Source organism: Bacteroidota bacterium (assembly GCA_016718825.1).
Lineage (GTDB): Bacteria > Bacteroidota > Bacteroidia > J057 > JADKCL01 > JADKCL01.
Genome location: JADKCL010000037.1, coordinates 24432 through 43609, shown reverse-complemented (window position 1 = coordinate 43609; position 19178 = coordinate 24432). Strand labels below are relative to the sequence as shown.

Here is a 19178-nt window from a genome sequence, read left to right as displayed (position 1 = left end):
TTTACGGTAGAAAACCCAATGAAGCGGAAAGGATATTGATCAGTGTTTCAATTTAAGATAGCGCCTTCCTTGGATAGAAAAGAAAAACCCCATGCCACCGAAGCAGCATGGGGTTTTCTTTTAAGGTCACCGAATTGGATTATTTCACCAAATTCACTTTGCCCATGGAAATTTGACCTTCGGCATTGACATAACGGTAGAGGTACACGCCGCTGCTCAAGCCTTGGGCATTGAACGGTACTTCATACACGCCTTCAGCCTCGACAGCGCCGTTGAAGACGCTCGCGACTTCCTTGCCCGTCAATGTGAAGATGGTCACCGAAGCCACGCCGTTCTTGCTGGAACGGAAGCGGAAGGTGGTTGTCTCATTGAAAGGATTTGGATAGGCCATAATACCGCCAGTGCTCATGGCTGCTTGTGGTTGATCGCCCATTTTAGGAGCGACAATACCGCCACAGCAGATGCCGGTGATCGTTGTCGAGAGTCCACCATTCAACGAACCAGAGGTCACCACACCTCCATTGCAGGAGATGGTATAGGTTGCACGGTTGTCGTTGAAGCTTCCTTGTGTTTCAAGGGTGAAGGTTGAAGTTCCGTTCGGAACAACGACGGTCACCGAATTGGTGGAACCGAAGCTGTATGGGCCACCGGTTGTGCCGCCAAAGCTCCAGCTGGTCTCATCCAAGTAGCCTGTGCCAGAGATCGTGACGGTATAGGTACCACCACAAGTTTCAGGAGCGCAAGCAGGATTGGTGCGGCGGCAAGGATTGCCGCATGGGCCGAGGTAATCTCCACCATGACCGATACCGGCTCCCAAGTGGGCAGGCACAGCATTGGGGCTCACGCAGAGCGTGTTGGCATTGCCTGGGTTGCCCGGAGGCACGTGGCAAATCTGCACTTTTGGTTGGCCATTGGAACCGCAAGCTGCCACAACATCCAGATAGTTGACGGTCACGGAGCTGCTTGCGGAGCAACCGTTGCCGTCAGTCGAGGTGATGGTGTAGGTCGTGGTGGCATTTGGAGCCACAGCGAAGCAACCATTTTGGCAGGTATAAGCTGCAGCAGGGCTGATCGTCGTGGTGATCTGACCGCTACCACCGGTGACCGTTGGGCAGATGTAAAGGGTGTCATCAGGAGCGCCTGGGCCGCTATAGCCCACAAAACGCGTCTGGCAAGCACCTGCATCCACCGTCAAAGGTGCGGTACAGTTCAAGTCCAATTGGTAGTTGCCAGCGCCGGAGCTGAAACCGTGTACCAAAACATAATAAGTGGTACCCGGGGTGGTGCAGAATTCCACCAACGAACGCAAGCCGCTAAACGAACATGTTTTGCCGGTTGAGAAGTAGTCGTCATTGCCACCTACGCAGGTCAAAGCACCGCAGCTGCCCGTGAACACGTGCAATTTGGTGTCATAATTGGTTGCAGCATTGCAGGTACTCAAGGAAGCAAATCCGCCATTGCCAGTGAACTGATACCAAACGCCCGGGGCAGTGCCGCCGGTGGTGCCACAGAAGGAAAGGCCGCCATCGACGGTGGCACAGGTGGTGCTACCGCTGACAGAAGAATTGCATGCGAGTGGAGCTGCATTGGCGCAAGCATCATTGGAAGGAGCAGCGAGCACCGTGATGGTCGTGGTAGCCACAACGCTACAAACGGTATAAGTGATCGTGTGCGTACCTACACCAGCAGCCGTAGGGCTGAAGGTATTACCGGTAACACCAGGGCCGCTGAATGTACCGCCAGGGAAGTTGGCACTCAAAGTTACGTTGGCACCGCCAGTGCAGCGAGGAGCAACGGAATTGATGGTCACGGCTGGAGGGGTACAATCGATGCTCAGTGTGAATGCACCTTGCGCTGCGCCGAAGCCATGCACGAGGATGTAATAGGCTTGGCCCTGGACCGAGCACCAAGACACGCGTGACTGAAGTCCGCAGTTGTCGTCGTTGCCAGTGACGCAGACAAGGCCGCTGCAGGTGCCGGTGTACACGCTCAACTTGGAGTCGTAGCTTGTACCGGTACACGTGTTGGCGTTGATGAATCCGCCATTGCCGATCACTTTGTACCAGAGGCCACCACCGGTACCGGTTGAGGTAACGCAAGTGGCTGCTGTGCCGTTGTCAGGCGTGCCGGCGGAGGTGTTTCCAGACACGCTTGCACCGCAAGCGATGGAGATCGCGCCGCTGCAAAAGTCGTTGACAGCAGCAGGAGGTGGTGTACAGGAGACGCACTGAACTGTGGTAACAAAACAGCTGTTGAGCGACCCGCATCCCGGAGTGTTCCAGTGTGCGTACAATGTGCCGTTAAAGGTGTTGCTCACCGTAAGCGGCGATGTGCCAAACCCGACAACCGGGCCGGCAGATGACCCACTGCGGATGGTGATCGTGCCGTTTGGAACGGTAGAAGTAAACTTCAAAACCTGTCCAGCGACTGCGCCAAAAATCGGAGAAAATTCGCCGGCATAGGAGCAAGAAGAAATCGTAACGATAACGCCGCTTGTATTGACGGTTGCAGAACCGTATTGTGACGTATTGGTACACTGGGCATTTGCCACTGTCCCCGATGTAGCGAGGAAGGCAAGCGCCAACAAGAGTTGTAAGAACTTTTTCATAGTGGTATCTTCTCTGGATTAGTCGATGATGATGAAATTGGCATCGTTTTGCATGGCCTGCTGCTTGTCAACAGGCAGGGCATTGAACTCAGCACGGGTGACGCGTGTGCGATTGTCGACAGCGTTTTGCTGCAACGCGGCATATTCGCTTGGATGCTCGGCAACCCAGCGCTCCTTGTTTTCATCGGAACCCCATGGATTGCTCGCTGGGAGCGTTTTTACTTGCTGATTGCCAACCATTTCGTTGTACAACTGAGGGTTTTCAGCGACAAACTGCGCCTTGTGGGCGTCATAGCCTGCGGCTTCCACGCTCGGATCGGCAAGCGATCCGCTGCGGATCGGTTCCGCGGGCGTGAGCGATTGTGCATTCGCGTAGCTAATGGAAAGCAGCCCAAGCAGCATTCCCATTGCCAACATTTTCAACAATTGATTCATGTTTCTTTTCAATTTAAAATTTTAGAATTGTGAATAGATTGATTTTTTCGAGCGTTTTTTGATCCATATCAAGCATTTTATACACTTATTATCAATGTATTAGCACTTGTTCTGTAGCTCCAATACGCCCAAAGAACGCGTCGAATTCAAGCAAATAGTCACACCTCGAACCGAAATCCGATGATAGACGACCGCACTACTTGCTTCATTGGCCAGAAAGTTCACGCTCAAAGGAAACGGCTCAGCGCAACGCACAGTAATGCACATTGATCGCGATGACGCAACCTCCAAGCTGAACCATATTCAGCCACGATCCTTAACTTCTTTTTAATCTTCTTGCGCTGATCCCGTTTCAGTTGATCATTGGGTTCGGGCAATTTTTAATTTCAAAAATTCTGAGTCGAATTGATTCTTTAAAAACCTCATTCCTAGTATCCTATTCGTAAATATCGATGTAACAAATTGAAAACGCAAGACATTTTTTCAAAAAAAATTCATGTCCAATTCAACGATCGACTTTCTCTGGATATGGCCAATTGATGATCTGGGAGGCCTTTTAGCGGGCAGTCTTTGGCCATCAAGCTTGCTTGGCCGAAAAAAACGCTCAAAAATCCACGAAATGTTTGATGTAAGAATTCGTGATAATCAGAAAAGGATATGCAGTGCCGCTTCCTACACGGTCAATCTAGACAAAAGCCGAATACCGGGCTTTTGCAAGAAGCAGATTGGTGGCGAATTGGTGCAGGTCGGGAATTTTAATGATTCTTCAGGCAAGTCCCGTCAAGCTTTGCAGGGTATCAATGCCGTCTGCAAAATCATCCAATCGAGGACGCTGAACCTGTCCCAGCGGAATGTAATGTGCGCCAACAGTACACTGCAATTCTGATTCCGCCCCTGCCAGCAAAAATGCGCATTCGGCATCGCTGGAATAGGTCACAATACGCAGGACGCCGATGCCTCCCGGGCGCAGCGTTTGCCCGTGCAGGACCAAAATGCGCTGGCAAGGCTCGATACGCGCGCCGGTCATCATCCATTTTGCACGTTCGAAGCGCACCACATCATGCCAAGCAGGAGCCAAGGCATGTGGCAAATGACGATCTAGGATTGCATTCAGCGGCTGCATATCGTAGCCATTGGGAATCAGGATGGAGGCGACACTCCTGCAACCCAAGCCATGATACATCAAAACATCATCCGCCAACCCTGTCAATGCGCTTTCTGACTCGTTTCCATCAAGTACAGCCACCGAAAAGCGGCTTTTGCGAATCAATTGTGGTATTCCTGCAAACGAAGCCTCGATCTGCCTCGCCGTGGTATTGCTTCCCGTTGCGATCAGAAAGTCGACCTCGTTGGGCAAAATGCGGTCTACAATGCTCACGCGCCGCTGGATTTCGGGCGACGAGCGTTCCAGGAGGCGAAGAAGGAGTACCGCATCCTTGTGGCTAGGCTTGACGACGGCGATATGGCCGCTCAGGAGCACCATTAATACATCGTGCAAACCCACGAAAGGAAGGTTTCCCGCCAAAATCAAACCGATTCGCCGCGCCTTGCGAACCGTGGGGTACTTGTTTCGAAGGTCTGTCAACAAGTTGCCCTCAAACCAGGGTAGCATCGCTTCAATCGCCAATTGAATGGAATCCGGGGTAAACCATTCATTCATGTTGGCTGCACGCGCAAGCAAGCTTTCGTCGTCGCGCATCGTTGCCAGCAATTGGCCCCAACCTTTTAAATCCTCGGCAATCATGGTCCAAAATTAGCGTATGGAAGCCAAATTCGGACGACAAGTGGCACGGACGGTTTTCGTCGCCGTATATCCTTTCCTTATTTAGAATGATTCCAAATAAAAAATATCCTTACTTTTGCATCAAATTGGAAACAATCGCAGTAGGAGAGGGTTTTTCCGTGGTCTGCGAATTTTAAATAAAGGATTGACAAAAGAAGAAGAGCACTATGGCACTGATGATCACCGAAGAATGCATTAACTGCGGCGCCTGCGAACCAGAATGCCCCAATACTGCAATCTATGAGCCTGGCGTCGAATGGCGTTTTTCAGATGGTACGGGGCTCAGCGGCGATATCGCCTTTGGCGATGGTAGCTCACAATCGGCCAATGCCATTCAGAAACCTGTTTCTGACGAAATCTACTACATCGTTCCTGATAAATGCACGGAATGTACTGGATTTCACGAGGAGCCGCAGTGCGCCGCGGTTTGTCCGGTAGACTGCTGCGTCCCTGATCCCGATTATCCTGAAAGCAAGGAAGAATTGCTGGAGAAGAAAAATTGGATGCACGTCTGAGCGACATCCAATCCATAGAAATCTGCAAAACCCGCTGCATTGCACGGGTTTTTTGCATTCGCGCAACCGTGATTGGCTTTCCTTGTCACGCTGCGCAGGTTTTAAGAATTGCATAACTCGGCTTATATTTGGCCTTTGTTGAAGGCAATCGCCGTAATCCTCGAAGTATTTTTCAAAAACGATGAAATCAGCACAATTCAAGAAGTTCAATCCCCTTCCGTCGGTTCTTTTTGTATTTCTTTCGCTAGCAATGCTTGTGGGCTGCAAAAGTGGAGGTGGCGCAGCGGATGGTGAAACGTTGATCAACGGCAAACTCTCCCAATGCTCCGGGGATTCAATTCGATTGTTTGAGGTCAATGGAACAAGGGTGAATCAGGTTGCAGCTGCAAAACTTGAGAAGGATGGCAGCGATGTCACATTCAGCTTGTCCAAAAAGCTGGCGCATCCCGGGTTTTACATGATTGGCGAAGCCCCCAACCGTGCAACCAATGTCGTCTTGGGCGATGGTGGTGAAATCACCATGGAGGGTAATTGCAATACCCCGCAGCAATTCAAATTTGAAGGCGCCATCATGAACGACGGCTTTGTGCACCTGCAGGAGCGCATGAACAACCACAATCAGCAGCTCAATGGTCTCTTCCAGAATCTGCAGATATTTTCCCAAACGGATCCGATGCAAGTCCAACGGATCCAAGGAGACATCACGAACCTTAACAAGTTTCATGGGACCTACATGGATTCGTTGATCAAAGCTGGCGGATACCTTGGTAAAATCGCCAAGATATATCATTTCCAGCCTTATATATCTGATCCAAGCCACAGTCAGTACCCCAACGAACTTGAGTACTTCCGTCAATCATTTTTCGCCGGTTTGGATTTCAACGATGCTGAAATTGCTGGCATGCCCCAATTGTTTGACAAGGCTCGCGCCTTTAGCGGTACGCTTGTCGGTCAAGGAATGCCCAAAGACGTGGTCAAAAGTTCGATCGATCCTGTGTTAGCCAAGGCAAATGCGGGTTCAGTCGCCCATGAAAGTTTGCTCCGCGGATTTGTTTCCGGCTTCGAACAAGCGAAAAGCGATCTTCTTCTTGAATACGGGAAATTGTTTATCAGCACGTACCCTTCCAGCGATCCCGGCTTCATCGCCTCGCTCAACAATTCGATCGCCCAGATAGAAGCCACGGCCGAAGGCGGCATGGCACCTGACATCTCTGCAGCAACACCCGATGGCAAGACGATGAAATTGAGCGATTTTCGTGGAAAAATCGTCATGATTGACTTCTGGGCAAGCTGGTGCCGCCCTTGCAGAATGGAAAATCCCAACGTCTTGCTAGCCTATAAGAAGTATCATCCCAAAGGATTTGAAATTTTGGGTGTGAGTCTGGATCAAGAAAAGGGAAAATGGCTTGATGCGATCAAGCAAGACGGCCTGATTTGGGCGCATATCAGTGACTTGGGCGGCTGGGGAAGTCAACCGGCCAAGGCTTATGGCGTAAATTCGATTCCTGCGACGGTGCTCGTAGACAAGGAAGGCAAGATCATTGCCCGTAACTTGAGAGGTCCTGCCCTGGAAGAAAAACTCAAAGAAATTTTCGGAAGCTAAGAAAGTCCCGAGCGAAGCAACGTATGCCAAAAATCAAGATACTGCTGGTAGATGACGAGGAAGATATCCTCGAGTTGCTTCAATACAATTTGGAGAAGGCTGATTTTAAGGTGCTTCGCGCTTCGAATGGCGAAGAAGCCTTGGAAATCGCACGCAAGGAGGAGCCCGACATGATCTTGCTGGACATCATGATGCCCCGCATGGATGGTGTGGAGACCTGCCGTCGATTGCGTGCCATGCCGGGCGGAGACAGGCCGCATATTATTTTCCTTACGGCACGCTCCGAGGAATACAGCGAAATCGCTGGCTTGGAAGCAGGCGCTGACGACTACGTCACCAAGCCGATCAAGCCAAGGTTGCTCTTGGCAAGACTGCAAGCGATCATTCGGAGGGGGCGGCAATCGGGGCCTGCACCTGTCGAGCAAAGCAATACCCTGAAAGTGGGGGAGTTGGAAATCAACCGTGACGAATACCTGGTCTACCGCAAAGGTAAACCCTTGAGCCTGCCCAAGAAGGAGTTTGAGCTCTTGTTGTTCCTCGCGTCACAACCTGGCAAGGTGTTCACGCGCGACATTTTATTGGAGCAAGTCTGGGGATCAGATGTGCAAGTCGTGGACCGCACGATTGATGTGCATGTGCGCAAGCTGCGCGAAAAAATTGGAAAAAAGTGGATCAAAACAATTCAAGGCGTTGGCTACAAATTCACCACTAAGGCCTGATATCGGTTGGCAGGACCAAAAGTACCCGCCTTCTGTTCTCGTTGGTTTGCTGACTGCTTTGGCGATCTCGGTCACCTTTGTGATTGTGCGCGTGGTGGACGGTTTGGAACGCGGCAATCTTTTTGTCGAGACGTTGGCGATGTTTGTGTTGAGCTTCCTCGCGCTCACCGCAGTCTTGCAGTTCTTCCTTTACCGCCGTCTCAAGCAGCTTGATGCCGAACGCAGCAAGGAAATTCAAGAGGAAATCACCCGTCTGAAAGAAATGGAGGCGTTTCGCCGCGAATTTTTGGGCGACGTTTCCCATGAACTCAAGACGCCCATTTTTGCGATTGAGGGATTCATCGAAACCCTGCTCGACGGCGCCTTGGAGGATCCGAAAGTCAACCGGAAATTCCTGCAAAAAGCTGGAAAACATGCGGAGCGCTTGAGTAACCTCGTATCCGACATCTTGGTCATCAGCCATATCGAATCGGGTCAGCTGAGTATGAACCATGAAAAATTCAGCATCTATGAGCTGATCGTGGATCTGCTGGACAGCCTCAGTTATAAGTTTACACGCAAGGGAAGGGACATCCACTATTCCATTTCGGCCAACGGCCTTGAACGTGCGATGGTCATGGCAGACAAGCAGCGCATCGAGCAAGTTTTGCGCAACTTGATCGACAATGCCGTGAAGTACGGAAGTTCCAAAGGGAACATTACCTTGAGCCTGGAGCTTACATCGGAGTCCAAAGTGCTCGTGAAGGTCAAGGACGACGGGCCGGGCATAGAACAACAGCATATCAGTCGGTTGTTTGAGCGATTTTACCGCATCGACAAGAGTCGTTCGCGGAACCGCGGGGGAACGGGTCTGGGTTTGGCCATTTGCAAACACTTCATCGAGGCCCACAAAGAACGTATCTGGGTGGAAAGCACACCTGGCAATGGCGCTACTTTCAACTTCACACTCGCAAAGGCCAATTGACGATCCACGAAGATGATAACACGCTCCGCATTGCCACTGAGGCGATTCCGATGAGCATTGTCAAGGGACGGCCCAATCGGGTGCGCCTGAGTTTTCTGGAAGACAATCGCCTCCAAATCGAAACGAGCAATGGGAAATTGGGTGATTTTGACCTTCAGTTTCTCCACAGCAAGGTCACTTGGATTCTGCGGGGTTACAGGTCGCGTCGGTCAGAGGCCGATCGCAAAAGGGATTTGCTGATGGATATCGAGCGGCAAGTTCCGCTTTTTGGTAAACCGCATCCTGTCGTTTGGCATCCCTCGCACCGCACCTATTTCCAATTTGACCGCTCCGGTCCCTTTGAGGTCTTTGCACCTGAAAAATACCTGACGCGGCATCGCCGCAAGGTTCTGTACTTTGCCATTCGCAAGTTTTCCGAAATGTATCTTGCGCACCGGGTGGAACATTGGGCAAAAGTGACGGGTTTGAGCTTTAACCATTTGCATGTCAAGGAGCTGAAATCCAAATGGGGAAGTTGCAGTACGCTGCGCAACATCAACCTCAATTGGCAACTTGTCTTGCTCAGCGAAGGTTTGATTGACTACGTGATCGTTCACGAGTTGATGCATCTCCACGAAATGAACCATAGCCCACGATTCTGGAATTGGGTGGGCAAATATTTTCCCGATTACAAACGCGCGAAAGCACAATTGAAAGAAGAACAATGGATGGTTGGGATTTTGAACTGAAGCCCTTCGTAAAGAAGCGCGAGTTCATTCGATTTGAGGATATCATTTTGCTTGAAGACGAGCATATCATCGCTGTGAACAAGCCACACGGAATCAGCAGTTTGAGCGACCGCGAATCGGAGATCAACATGCTGGGGCTCGGAAGGCGCTATTTGCCCGAGCTGCAACTTTGCCACCGCATCGACAAGGAAACCACAGGGGTGCTGCTCTTCGCCAAAAATCCGGAGATCTACCGCGAAATGGCGATTCTGTTTGAACACCGCGAGGTCGTCAAGCATTATCTCGCCTTGGTAGGCGGGCACCACGATTTTGACGAGCAACTCATCGAATTGCCGATTGGGCTCAGCGGAAAGGGAAAAGCGCGGGTAGACCATGTCAACGGCAAGGAAAGCGCAACGGTCATCAGCACAGCGGAGAAGTTCAAAGACTATACCCTCGTCGATTGTTTTCCATTGACCGGTAGAATGCACCAAATCCGCATTCACATGGCCTCTTTGGGTTGTCCGCTGATTGGGGACGAACTGTATGGCGGCAAAAACATCCTGCTCAGCGAGCTCAAGCGTCGCTGGAAATTCAACCGCAAAGAAGAGGAACCGACCGTGAACGATGGCATCATGCTGCATGCACGTGGGTTGCAATTCACATTATTAGAAAAGGAGTATGTGATCGTCGCCCCGCTTCCGAAGAAATTTGAAGCGGCACTCAAGATTCTGAGGCGGTACGACGCGGAGAAATAGCCTCCGATAGGGTCGGTAAGCTTATTCCAAGGCGCATTTTACATCTCAGGCATCAACCCGAGTTGGGTCATCATTTTCATCTCGTTGGCCAATGACCAATACTCAACGACCTTGCCGTTTTCAATGCGCACACAATCATAGCCTTCGACGTCGATGCTTTTTCCGGTGGCAGGCGCAGGTCCATTGGGCCCCGAATTGACGCCCTTCAAGCCCATGTGCGCAATCACGATATCACCCTTCGCGAGAATGTGCTTGATGTCCATTTGCATCTGCGGAATGGCGGTGAAATAACCATGGAGCAATTGTTTGAATCCCGCGAGGCCATTGGGCATGCCTTCGGGCATGTCATGAAAATTGACGTCACTTGCGATCAGGGCATCCAGTTGTGGTAGTTCGGTGGTGTCATTGATCTCCGCCAGCTTTTTATACAACGCGATATTGGCATTTTCGAGGCTATCCTCCGCGAGGTATTTGTCCAACTCGGCACGGAGGTCCTTGAATTCTTTGGATTCTTTAGGGTCCGTTGCACAACCAGCAAGGAAAAGGATTACACCACAAACGGCAAACAGTTGCTTCAATCGCATTTTGATCATGGGATTCGAATTAAGTTGGATGAAAAATGAATCGATTCCTCTGAAAGTGAGGCCATCAACTCGAAATAAGGGAATTCCTTGAAATTCCACAAATCTTCGATCGTAAGTGACGGCCTGCGTTTTGCCGAAATTCAAGGGAACCATTAGCAGCTCAAAATCGTGGGATTCGATGCCTTTGCCTTGCTATCAGCCAAGATGTGGATCGAATTATTTTCCCGATGTGGGCTTTTTCCCGAACTTGCCGACCCAAATTGAAATTGAAAAAAGCATGGCAAAGGCGCTGCTCGAAACACATTTGCATTTTCCTGTCCCTTTTGAAAAGTATGCAGGAAAGGTGCGCGACAACTACATGGTAGGCACCGAATTGATGGTCTTGGTTGCTTCGGACCGCATTTCGGCATTTGATGTGATCCTGCCCAAGGGAATTCCCTACAAAGGACAGGTATTGAACCAAACTGCGGCCTATTTCCTCGAGGCTACCCAAGACATCGCCCCCAACCACTTGGTTTCGACACCCGATCCCAATGTGACGATCGGTCTGCGTTGTCAGCCGATTCCAGTGGAAATGGTCGTGCGCGGGTACCTCTGCGGGCATGCTTGGCGCACGTATGCTGCCGGCGGCCGCGAGCTTTGCGGCGTCAAATTGCCGGAAGGCCTTCGTGAAAACGATCCATTCCCTGAGCCCATCATCACCCCGACCACCAAGTCCCACATTGGCCATGACGAGGACATTTCGGAGAAGGACATCCTGAAATCCGGGCTCGTCGATGCAGACACTTGGGGCGAAATGCGGCATTATGCCTTGGCACTCTTTCAACGTGGACAGGAAATGGCCCGTGAGAAAGGCCTGATTTTGGCGGATACGAAATACGAATTCGGACTCCACGAAGGCGAAAAAGTCACCTTGATTGATGAAATCCATACGCCTGACAGCTCACGCTACTTCTACCTCGAAGGTTTTGAGGAGCGGCAAGCCCGGGGAGAGGAACAGCGTCAACTCAGCAAGGAATTTGTACGTAAATGGTTGATCGAAAATGGATTCCAAGGCCTTGACGGCCAAGCGGTGCCATTTATGCCCGATGAATTCGTCGCCGAGATCAGTGAGCGTTATATCCATGTCTATGAAACGATCACCGGCAGAAAGTTTGAAAAGGCTGATACCGACAGCATCGCTGACCGTATCCAAGCCAATGTCACGGCTGAGCTTGAGCGCTTGGGCATGACCGACGAGGATTGAATGAGGAATTAGAAATTAGAAATATGTCGCTTCGGTCTTCCATTTCGCAGTGGCACGCTTCGAGTACTTTTGAGCCCGATGTTTCAAGCTGAAGCTTCATCCCTCATTTTTCATTTCTAATTTCTAATTCGCGACGCAAGCTTGCGCCTTCACTTGCCAACTTTTTTCATAAATTGCCCAACTATTAGCTGATGTTTTTGCAATGAAATATTCGACAGTACTCCACGACAACTATGTGATCTTGCATTTGCAGGAAGACAAGTTGAACAGCACCATCGCTCCTGAGCTCAAGAGCGCCATGATCATGTACAACACGCAGGGGCAGCGCAACATCATTTTGGACTTGAGCGAAGTTCAGTTTGCAGACAGCTCAGGCTTGAGTGCCTTGTTGCGCGCGAACTCGCTGTGCACGAGTGCTCAAGGACTTTTTGTCGTTTTCGGAATTACGCCGCACGTGCGTAAACTCATCGAAATCACGCACTTGGACCGGGTCTTCACGATTTTGCCTACGCAGCAAGAAGCCATTGAGGCGGTGTTCATGCATGAAATTGAATCCACGATCGACGACGACGATACCGACGAAGACGGCGAAGACGACATCTGAGCCGTTTTTTGCCGAAAGCCGGGCGGCGTATGGATCATGCTTTTGATCCTGATAATTGTCGCTTGACTTTCCCGCCGAATCCCTATTTTGCTTCATCCAAGGTGAACTTTTGCGTTATAGGCATGCGTTGACTCGGGATGTGCCATGCTCGCGGTTGCCGAGCGGGAAAGGAACAATCAAGGAGGCATAGGTAGCATGTTTTCTGTGCGCATATTGGGAAATAGCTCCGCCACACCGGCGTATGGAAGATTTACGTCTTCCCAGGTCGTTACCTTCAATGACAGGTATTTCTTGATTGACTGCGGCGAAGGCACGCAAATGCAACTTCAGAAATACCATTTCAAGTATTCGCGGATTGATGCGTTGTTCATTTCGCATTTGCATGGCGACCACGTTTTGGGTGCTCCGGGCTTGCTTTCTTCCTTGAGCATCTACGAAAGAACCAAGCCTTTGCCGGTATTTGCTCCGCGTGGGCTGATGGAAATTCTCCGAATGATCTTTCATTTCTCGGATACTGTCCTCAAGTACGAGATTGAATTTCATGCCTTGGAGGATTTTGAACCGGGCGAAGTGCTTTTTTCATCGGATCGTTTGGAGGTGATTTCGATACCGTTGCATCACCGGAGCTTCTGTCGAGGCTTTATTTTTCGGGAGAAGAACAAACGCAGGAAATTTAACTTCTTCAAGGCCAAGGCCTTGGAGATTCCAAAAGAATACTTTCACCTCCTCAAACAGGAGCGTGACGTCATCTTGACCGACGGGCGTGTGATCTTGGCCAATGACCTGCTTTTTGAACGGGAACTGCCCTGTTCCTATGCCTATTGCAGCGACACGATGCCCGATGACGCACTCATCGATTATATCAAAGACGTCACGTTGCTTTACCATGAGGCAACTTTCACCCACGACATGCGCGACCGCGCACATGAGACGCATCACAGCACTGCGCGCGACGCCGGCACTGTGGCGACAAAGGCATCGGTGCAACGCTTGATCATCGGGCATTTCAGCGCCCGCTACCGCGATTTGGCACCGCTCCTCGAGGAGGCAAGGGCAATCTTTCCCGACACTGATCTGGCCTTGGAGGGTCTCACCTTTGACTTAAGAAAAGATGAATAAGGTCGACCCAGCCCCGCTTTTCAGAAAGGAACATGTCCTTTTTATCATTCTTGCCGGATTTTTTGTGGCCAATGCGCTCATCGCCGAATTTATCGGCGTCAAGATTTTCTCACTCGAGCAGACCTTTGGTTTGCCGCAATTGAACCTGCACATTTTTGGTGCGGACCGCAGCTTTGACCTGACTGCCGGGGTTTTGCTTTGGCCGGTCATCTTTGTCATGACCGACATCATCAACGACTACTATGGCGTACGCGGGGTCAGGATTCTTTCCTTGCTTGCGGCGGCGCTGATTACCTATGGCTTTTTGATGTTTTTTATGGGCATACAGTTGGTCCCTTCTGGGTTTTGGCCGACTTCACATGTGCCTTTGAATGCAAGTCCTGCGGAAAGAGAGGCTGTTTTGCAGAAGGTCAGTGATTTTGACTACGCATTTTACGTAGTTTTTGGTCAAGGACTCTGGATCATTGCCGGCTCGTTGGTCGCCTTTTTGGTTGGGCAGCTGCTCGATGCCTATCTCTTCAAACGCATCAAATCGATCACGGGCGATGGGAAAATCTGGCTGCGTGCGACTGGGAGTACCTTGGTTTCGCAGTTTGTAGACAGCTTTGTGGTACTCTTCATTGCATTTTATGTTAGTGGGAAAATGCCATTGGACATGGTCATTGGGATCGGAGTCGTCAATTACCTCTTCAAATTTTTGGTCGCCTTGGTGCTGACACCCTTTCTTTACCTGATTCATGGACTGATTGAGCGCTTCCTGGGAATCGAGTTGGCGCGTGAAATGCGAAGGCGGGCCGTAATGGCACCTGACGAACAGTAGTTGGCCTGACAAAATTCATGTATCAACACAAAATGTTGGAAAAAACTCGATTCTCAATAAGAAAATGCAACATTCCTGTCGCCTAAAATGCTAAATTGTGAGCTGTAATTGGTTTTTCGCTTTCATACCCGTACTACGCGAGATTTTCAGTTTCTAAAGTCTTCTTTTAGATGCTGTATTGTGAATTTGAATCGAATCAGCTTTGGACGTTCTAGAGAAAGTCATATTCAGCCTAACCAGCGATGAGGTTCGCCGGTTCAAAATTCTATCCAATCGCTTCAAATCTGAGGACGAAAAGAAGCTGATCATCCTTTTTGATACGATTCGTTCCGAAAAGTTCATCGATGAGGAGCAGGAGATCGTGAAGTCTTTGTATCAAACCAATGATGCACAGACGCGCAATCGTTATTACCGGCTGCGTAACAAGTTGCTGGAAAACATTGAAAAGAGCCTCACATTCTACCATTTCAAATACAAAGACTCGATTCATGCCTACTACGACATTCAGCTTGCGATCATGTTTCGCGAGCGCGGTGGCTACGGATTGGCGCTTTATTTCTTGAAAAAAGCGGAAAAGAAAGCAAAAGAGCTCGATCAGTTCAACATCCTCGAGGTGATCTATGAGGAATACACCCAACTAGCTGTCAAAGACATCGAGATAGATATCGAGGAGGTGCTGGAGCGCCGCAAGGCCAATCTTGAAAAAGTCAAAATTCAACGCCGCAACACGGAGGCGATCGCCATCATCACGCAGCAGCTGAAGAAGTCCAACTTCTCCAGAGAAAAGTCTTCGGTGATTGATCTTTTAGAGAAGACATTGAAGAATGTTGAAGCCTCTGCTGAGATTTTTCATTCTGCGGAAGGTAAGATTCAGGTATTTAGGGTGGTAGGGGCTTTGTTGGTTCAAAAGGAAGCATACGGGCAACTTGTTGAATACGTCAAAACCACAATTCAAACTTTCGAATCAGGGAACCTATTCACTTCCCACAACCATTCGGAGCGCCTGATGATGCGCCATTGGCTCGTGAATGCCTTGATCAAAACGCGAAAATTCCTTGAGGCAGAAGCAAATCTGGAAATTTTCGAAAAGGAGCTGAGTTTGCATCATAAGCAAAATTATTTTGCTTATCTGTTCTATTTTATAAACTCAAGTATCAACGTTTATAAATTCCTTGGTAATACGAAGCGTTCTGGCGAACTCATTCATGAAGCGCTCAATACAAGGATCTGCGATCAAAGCCAGATTAGGCTTTTTCCTTTTACGGAGCTTGGCTGATCAACACTTCATTTCAAGTGAATATTCCAAGGCCCTGCAGTCAATCCAAGAGGCACAAAAATCAGAAGGATACAAGAATCAGACTGATGAAGTGAAGATGTATTGTGAGGTTTTTGAGCTGATTCTAAGGATGGAATGTGGTAACTACTTTTTTATTCCGGACCAATACAGTGAGTTCAAGAAGAACTACCGGAGACTCCTGAAAACCGAAAAGTACCAACATGTATCGCTTTTTCTAGAAATCTTGGTCAAGATCAATGCTGCACTTGAGAAGGGGAAGCTTCCCAACCTCAAAAAGATGCTCAATGAACTTGAAGCGGTTTGCAAGGATGATGAACTTGGTGGCAATTCAATCATCAACTTTGATGTCTATGCCGAGGCAAAAGCCAAGGGTACCGCCTATTACCAACTTCAGTTGGAGAGAATTAACAAGAAATAGTCCGTTATAAATGAAAAATGATTGACATGGTTTGTCAATGATTTTTTGATGAGACGAAGCAAATGCGGTCGTGAGGGCGGATCAAATGAACTCATCATTGGTCATCCCTTTCGCAGTTCCAAGTCGCCTGTTGCGTCTCCATTTGCCAATGTTTTTCCCACTGCGTTCAGGCCAATGCTACCGCGCACGGCTGCAACTGCCAAACTTAGGCTACCAATTCTGAGAGGATTCTGCCATTCTTCAGAACATGCCAATCCTCTATTTTATGAGAAAGGCGAATTTATTCGCGCACGATGAGGTGGCGCAAATTTTCTGCACCGATCATTCTTACTTCCAACAGGTAGGTGCCTGCTGGAATAGAACTGAACGCGACAATATCTGTTGCATCTTGAGAATGAACAAGCTTGCCTTGGAGATCGAAGACATCGAAACCAATTGCCTGTAATCCATTGGGCACTACAACTTTGAAATCGCCGTTGCTTGGATTAGGATAAACGATCAGTTCCTCCGAAGACAAACTTTGAAGTCCGGTGACTTTGGAAACTGGGACAGCCCTTTCATTGATTGGGTCCATCTGGATATCATGTTCCAATGCAAAGAATTCTAGGATTAGTGGCTCATTACGGTCAAGGTCTCCATGCCCGATTCTGAAGGTTTCCAGGACATTGAAGTCTTCGATTACAAATTCCACAGTTTCATTGATGTCGATTTCCACGTCATAGTGCCTTAGCAATACCGGTGCAAACCAATTCATTTGCACAAAGAGGTCTACTCCTTCATTTGCTTCTTTGTTTCCTTCATTGGTGACTGTTGGAAGGAAGGTGTAATTTTCTTCAAGATCTGCATACTCGCCAAAAACTTCAAAACCCACATTCTCTAGCCTGAAAGCAGCTGAATTGGTGAAATAAACTGGCTTCCCAAGCGAATCTGATTCCGCAGAAGAGTTAGAAGGAGCCGTGGACCAAATGATCACGTCATTGTTACCTAACCGAAACTGTCCGGGAGGGAAAGTATAGTTGTTTTCTGTCCAAAGCACGCTGTCTCCTGGGAGCAATTGTGTTTGGATGATGAAGTTGTTGGTGACACTCAGAAGGTCAGTCCCATTGACCAGCATCTTCATGTCGATGCTGCCCGAAAATGCAACGTTTCCGCGATTGACAATCCACCCGCTCACGTTGTACTGCGTACCTTGCGTGATGACATCCGGGAATCCAGCCAAATTGGACAGCCCCAAAGAAGGCTGTGCCTGACTCACGGTCACCGAAAGGGACAAAACCAAGAAAAAATAGAGGCGGTACAATGATTTCATGCAAATCCAAATTGAGTCTTCAAACACCTGCTCTAATTTACAAACCTTCTCTTGGATTCACAAACCAAAAGTCGGTGAAATAGATGATTTTTGGAAGAAGGCAAGCTGATGAATGCCATGATTACAATAAAAAAGGAGGACATTTCTGCCCTCCTTTTTCTTGTCGTTTCTAGTTTCAGAGGCAAGGATTTGCTCCGCAGCGACCGATTTCGCAGCCGGAGTCATGACCTTGGTTAGGGTTGCTGCCTGGAGCACGGAACCTTGCAACGTGTGCTGGAAGTGCATTCACAGAGATGCAGATTTCCTGAACGTTTGCAGGGTTTCCTGGTGGAACGTGGCATACCCAAACTTTTGGCGCACCGTTACCATTTCCGCAAGCGGCACTGGCATAGTTGACGGTAATTTCGTTGACCAATACAGGGTTGCCATTGCTGCTGATGGTCACCGAGTAGGTGGTCGTAGCAGTTGGGCATACGCTGATGGAAGGCGTGGTGGCACCTGTCGACCAAAGGTAGGTCAATGTTCCAGTGAGGCCAGTGGTGTTAGCGGAAATCGTTGCGCAGCTGTTGTATCCGATTGCGCCACCGAACAATGGCACGCAAGAGGTTTCAACTGGCGGTGGTGGGGGAGTATCCAAGCAACGCAAAGGACAGAAATTTTGCAGCCATGGCGAGATCGAACTGGCAGGATTTCCTGTAACGTTCCAGTTGCGGTTCTTTCCCCACAAAGTAGTGGCTGAACCTGCTACAGCTGCACCAAACAGATTCAACTTGATTGCCCCCACACGCAATGCTACACTGTAGCATGGGTCAGGAAGCACAGTTGTCTCCACCCTCAGTTGCCAGCGGTTGGCAGCAGGTGCAACAATATTGGAGCTCCAGTCGTTGGTAACGAGGGGGATTCCGTTTTGATCAAACTGAAATTGTGAAGCAATGCCGAACTCCCAGTTGTTCCGATCGCAGAACCAACCTGGAGCCATTGTGAAGTTACAGTCGATATAGCCGACCCCATCCAAATAGCCTTCAAGCATTTCCAAATATCCCCAACGCATTGCGGATTCGGTAGAATTGCAAGCACGTGGACCACCCGGTCCGTAGCACTTGTCAATGAATGCGGATCCATTGTCCTCGCGCACCAAGAACATCGTATCCGCCTTCTGGCAAATGGTATCCAAAACCGGGTGCGGATCACCTGCGGCACCTGCGAGAGATGGTGAATTTGGATTATCAGTGGGTCCGACCCCCTCAGGCGAACAACCAGTCAGCATCACGCCGCAGGTTGCCAACACCAATGAAAATTTCAAAAAAGCTTTCATATGCACCGAATGATATAATTGTTGACTTGATAAAATATTACACGCTCAAATATACATTTCTTCTTTTGGATATGCAAATGTAGTGTAAGAATTATTTTTTCGAAACAGGCATAATTCGAGGAAAATCTGTGGTTTAGGCGAAATAGAATCGGATTCTGTCCCTGGAAAGCATTTTCATAACGTGAGGATGTTGTAAAAAGTTTGCGATTTGTGTAAAATTCCTACAAGTCGATTTGGCTTCGAAAGGTGGTTTTGCACCCGCCTCCCACATCAAAGGTGCAGACCGAAGGTGCCGAGCCAGTGGTAAGATTTACCTTTTGTAATCGCTCAGGTGGCTCGATGATCAGGATTTCCTAAGTCCACTTTGCGACCCG

The 19178-nt window shown here is 49.3% G+C and carries 19 protein-coding genes; 12 read left to right on the top strand and 7 right to left on the bottom strand.

Annotated elements, in window-relative coordinates; translation table 11 throughout:
• Positions 1–139: 139 nt before the first annotated feature.
• The 3 genes from IPN95_25500 to IPN95_25490 all read right to left on the bottom strand — a co-directional run bounded on the left by IPN95_25500 (position 140) and on the right by IPN95_25490 (position 4787).
• On the bottom strand, positions 140–2608 hold the full coding sequence (locus IPN95_25500; GenBank protein MBK9452716.1) for a T9SS type A sorting domain-containing protein: 2469 nt from the start codon (positions 2606–2608) through the stop codon (positions 140–142).
• An 18-nt stretch (positions 2609–2626) separates the two neighbouring features.
• Positions 2627–3043: a hypothetical protein gene (locus IPN95_25495; protein MBK9452715.1), complete on the bottom strand. Its 417-nt coding sequence runs from the start codon at positions 3041–3043 to the stop codon at positions 2627–2629.
• A 766-nt stretch (positions 3044–3809) separates the two neighbouring features.
• A complete protein-coding gene (locus IPN95_25490) occupies positions 3810–4787 on the bottom strand; it encodes a hypothetical protein (GenBank protein MBK9452714.1) in 978 nt (325 codons plus the stop codon).
• 206 nt (positions 4788–4993) lie between these two features.
• Here IPN95_25490 and IPN95_25485 point away from each other — a divergent pair, with 206 nt between their 5' ends.
• The 6 genes from IPN95_25485 to IPN95_25460 all read left to right on the top strand — a co-directional run bounded on the left by IPN95_25485 (position 4994) and on the right by IPN95_25460 (position 10092).
• A complete protein-coding gene (locus IPN95_25485) occupies positions 4994–5341 on the top strand; it encodes a 4Fe-4S dicluster domain-containing protein (protein ID MBK9452713.1) in 348 nt (115 codons plus the stop codon).
• A 958-nt stretch (positions 5342–6299) separates the two neighbouring features.
• Entirely contained in the window at positions 6300–6944 is a 645-nt protein-coding gene (locus IPN95_25480) for a TlpA family protein disulfide reductase (protein ID MBK9452712.1), read from the top strand.
• Positions 6945–6967: 23 nt separating this feature from the next.
• Positions 6968–7663, top strand: coding sequence for a response regulator transcription factor (locus tag IPN95_25475; GenBank protein MBK9452711.1), 696 nt, complete (start codon positions 6968–6970; stop codon positions 7661–7663).
• Positions 7635–8627, top strand: a complete 993-nt coding sequence (locus IPN95_25470) for an ATP-binding protein (GenBank protein MBK9452710.1) — start codon at positions 7635–7637, stop codon at positions 8625–8627. The genes IPN95_25475 and IPN95_25470 overlap by 29 nt, the downstream gene beginning before the upstream one ends.
• Positions 8624–9355 (top strand): M48 family metallopeptidase, encoded by a 732-nt coding sequence (locus IPN95_25465; GenBank protein ID MBK9452709.1) that lies wholly within the window; start codon positions 8624–8626, stop codon positions 9353–9355. The genes IPN95_25470 and IPN95_25465 overlap by 4 nt, the downstream gene beginning before the upstream one ends.
• Entirely contained in the window at positions 9331–10092 is a 762-nt protein-coding gene (locus IPN95_25460; protein ID MBK9452708.1) for an RluA family pseudouridine synthase, read from the top strand. Before IPN95_25465 ends, IPN95_25460 begins: the two co-directional genes overlap by 25 nt.
• Before the next feature lie 38 nt (positions 10093–10130).
• On the opposite strand, the gene IPN95_25455 is transcribed toward IPN95_25460, so the two are convergent.
• A complete protein-coding gene (locus IPN95_25455) occupies positions 10131–10685 on the bottom strand; it encodes an ester cyclase (GenBank protein ID MBK9452707.1) in 555 nt (184 codons plus the stop codon).
• A gap of 268 nt (positions 10686–10953) precedes the next feature.
• Here IPN95_25455 and IPN95_25450 point away from each other — a divergent pair, with 268 nt between their 5' ends.
• From IPN95_25450 to IPN95_25435, 4 genes are all read left to right on the top strand, one after another.
• Positions 10954–11922: a phosphoribosylaminoimidazolesuccinocarboxamide synthase gene (locus tag IPN95_25450; protein MBK9452706.1), complete on the top strand. Its 969-nt coding sequence runs from the start codon at positions 10954–10956 to the stop codon at positions 11920–11922.
• Between the two features lie 202 nt (positions 11923–12124).
• Positions 12125–12526, top strand: coding sequence for an STAS domain-containing protein (locus tag IPN95_25445; protein ID MBK9452705.1), 402 nt, complete (start codon positions 12125–12127; stop codon positions 12524–12526).
• Between the two features lie 195 nt (positions 12527–12721).
• Positions 12722–13645, top strand: coding sequence for a ribonuclease Z (locus IPN95_25440; GenBank protein ID MBK9452704.1), 924 nt, complete (start codon positions 12722–12724; stop codon positions 13643–13645).
• Positions 13638–14465, top strand: a complete 828-nt coding sequence (locus IPN95_25435; protein ID MBK9452703.1) for a queuosine precursor transporter — start codon at positions 13638–13640, stop codon at positions 14463–14465. Before IPN95_25440 ends, IPN95_25435 begins: the two co-directional genes overlap by 8 nt.
• A 265-nt stretch (positions 14466–14730) precedes the next feature.
• On the opposite strand, the gene IPN95_25430 is transcribed toward IPN95_25435, so the two are convergent.
• Positions 14731–14955, bottom strand: coding sequence for a hypothetical protein (locus IPN95_25430; protein ID MBK9452702.1), 225 nt, complete (start codon positions 14953–14955; stop codon positions 14731–14733).
• A gap of 27 nt (positions 14956–14982) precedes the next feature.
• Between IPN95_25430 and IPN95_25425 the strand changes: the two genes are divergently transcribed.
• A complete protein-coding gene (locus tag IPN95_25425; GenBank protein MBK9452701.1) occupies positions 14983–15741 on the top strand; it encodes a hypothetical protein in 759 nt (252 codons plus the stop codon).
• Positions 15734–16180 (top strand): hypothetical protein, encoded by a 447-nt coding sequence (locus tag IPN95_25420; protein ID MBK9452700.1) that lies wholly within the window; start codon positions 15734–15736, stop codon positions 16178–16180. Before IPN95_25425 ends, IPN95_25420 begins: the two co-directional genes overlap by 8 nt.
• A gap of 280 nt (positions 16181–16460) precedes the next feature.
• Here the strand turns inward: IPN95_25420 and IPN95_25415 are convergent, their stop codons facing one another.
• Complete coding sequence (locus IPN95_25415; protein ID MBK9452699.1) at positions 16461–17300, bottom strand: T9SS type A sorting domain-containing protein; 840 nt, start codon at positions 17298–17300, stop codon at positions 16461–16463.
• A gap of 364 nt (positions 17301–17664) precedes the next feature.
• Positions 17665–18804: a hypothetical protein gene (locus IPN95_25410; GenBank protein MBK9452698.1), complete on the bottom strand. Its 1140-nt coding sequence runs from the start codon at positions 18802–18804 to the stop codon at positions 17665–17667.
• Between the last annotated feature and the right edge of the window lie 374 nt (positions 18805–19178).

Excerpts from the sequence above, each read along its gene's own strand:
- IPN95_25475 (MBK9452711.1), top strand. The coding sequence starts at position 6,968 with ATGCCAAAAATCAAGATACTGCTGGTAGATGACGAGGAAGATATCCTC.
- IPN95_25500 (MBK9452716.1), bottom strand. The coding sequence starts at position 2,608 with ATGAAAAAGTTCTTACAACTCTTGTTGGCGCTTGCCTTCCTCGCTACA.
- IPN95_25430 (MBK9452702.1), bottom strand. The coding sequence starts at position 14,955 with ATGAATCGAGTCTTTGTATTTGAAATGGTAGAATGTGAGGCTCTTTTC.
- IPN95_25450 (MBK9452706.1), top strand. The coding sequence starts at position 10,954 with ATGGCAAAGGCGCTGCTCGAAACACATTTGCATTTTCCTGTCCCTTTT.
- IPN95_25485 (MBK9452713.1), top strand. The coding sequence starts at position 4,994 with ATGGCACTGATGATCACCGAAGAATGCATTAACTGCGGCGCCTGCGAA.
- IPN95_25480 (MBK9452712.1), top strand. The coding sequence starts at position 6,300 with ATGCCCAAAGACGTGGTCAAAAGTTCGATCGATCCTGTGTTAGCCAAG.
- IPN95_25435 (MBK9452703.1), top strand. The coding sequence starts at position 13,638 with ATGAATAAGGTCGACCCAGCCCCGCTTTTCAGAAAGGAACATGTCCTT.
- IPN95_25425 (MBK9452701.1), top strand. The coding sequence starts at position 14,983 with ATGTTTCGCGAGCGCGGTGGCTACGGATTGGCGCTTTATTTCTTGAAA.
- IPN95_25445 (MBK9452705.1), top strand. The coding sequence starts at position 12,125 with ATGAAATATTCGACAGTACTCCACGACAACTATGTGATCTTGCATTTG.
- IPN95_25490 (MBK9452714.1), bottom strand. The coding sequence starts at position 4,787 with ATGATTGCCGAGGATTTAAAAGGTTGGGGCCAATTGCTGGCAACGATG.
- IPN95_25460 (MBK9452708.1), top strand. The coding sequence starts at position 9,331 with ATGGATGGTTGGGATTTTGAACTGAAGCCCTTCGTAAAGAAGCGCGAG.
- IPN95_25415 (MBK9452699.1), bottom strand. The coding sequence starts at position 17,300 with ATGAAGATGCTGGTCAATGGGACTGACCTTCTGAGTGTCACCAACAAC.
- IPN95_25440 (MBK9452704.1), top strand. The coding sequence starts at position 12,722 with ATGTTTTCTGTGCGCATATTGGGAAATAGCTCCGCCACACCGGCGTAT.
- IPN95_25455 (MBK9452707.1), bottom strand. The coding sequence starts at position 10,685 with ATGATCAAAATGCGATTGAAGCAACTGTTTGCCGTTTGTGGTGTAATC.
- IPN95_25410 (MBK9452698.1), bottom strand. The coding sequence starts at position 18,804 with ATGAAAGCTTTTTTGAAATTTTCATTGGTGTTGGCAACCTGCGGCGTG.
- IPN95_25495 (MBK9452715.1), bottom strand. The coding sequence starts at position 3,043 with ATGAATCAATTGTTGAAAATGTTGGCAATGGGAATGCTGCTTGGGCTG.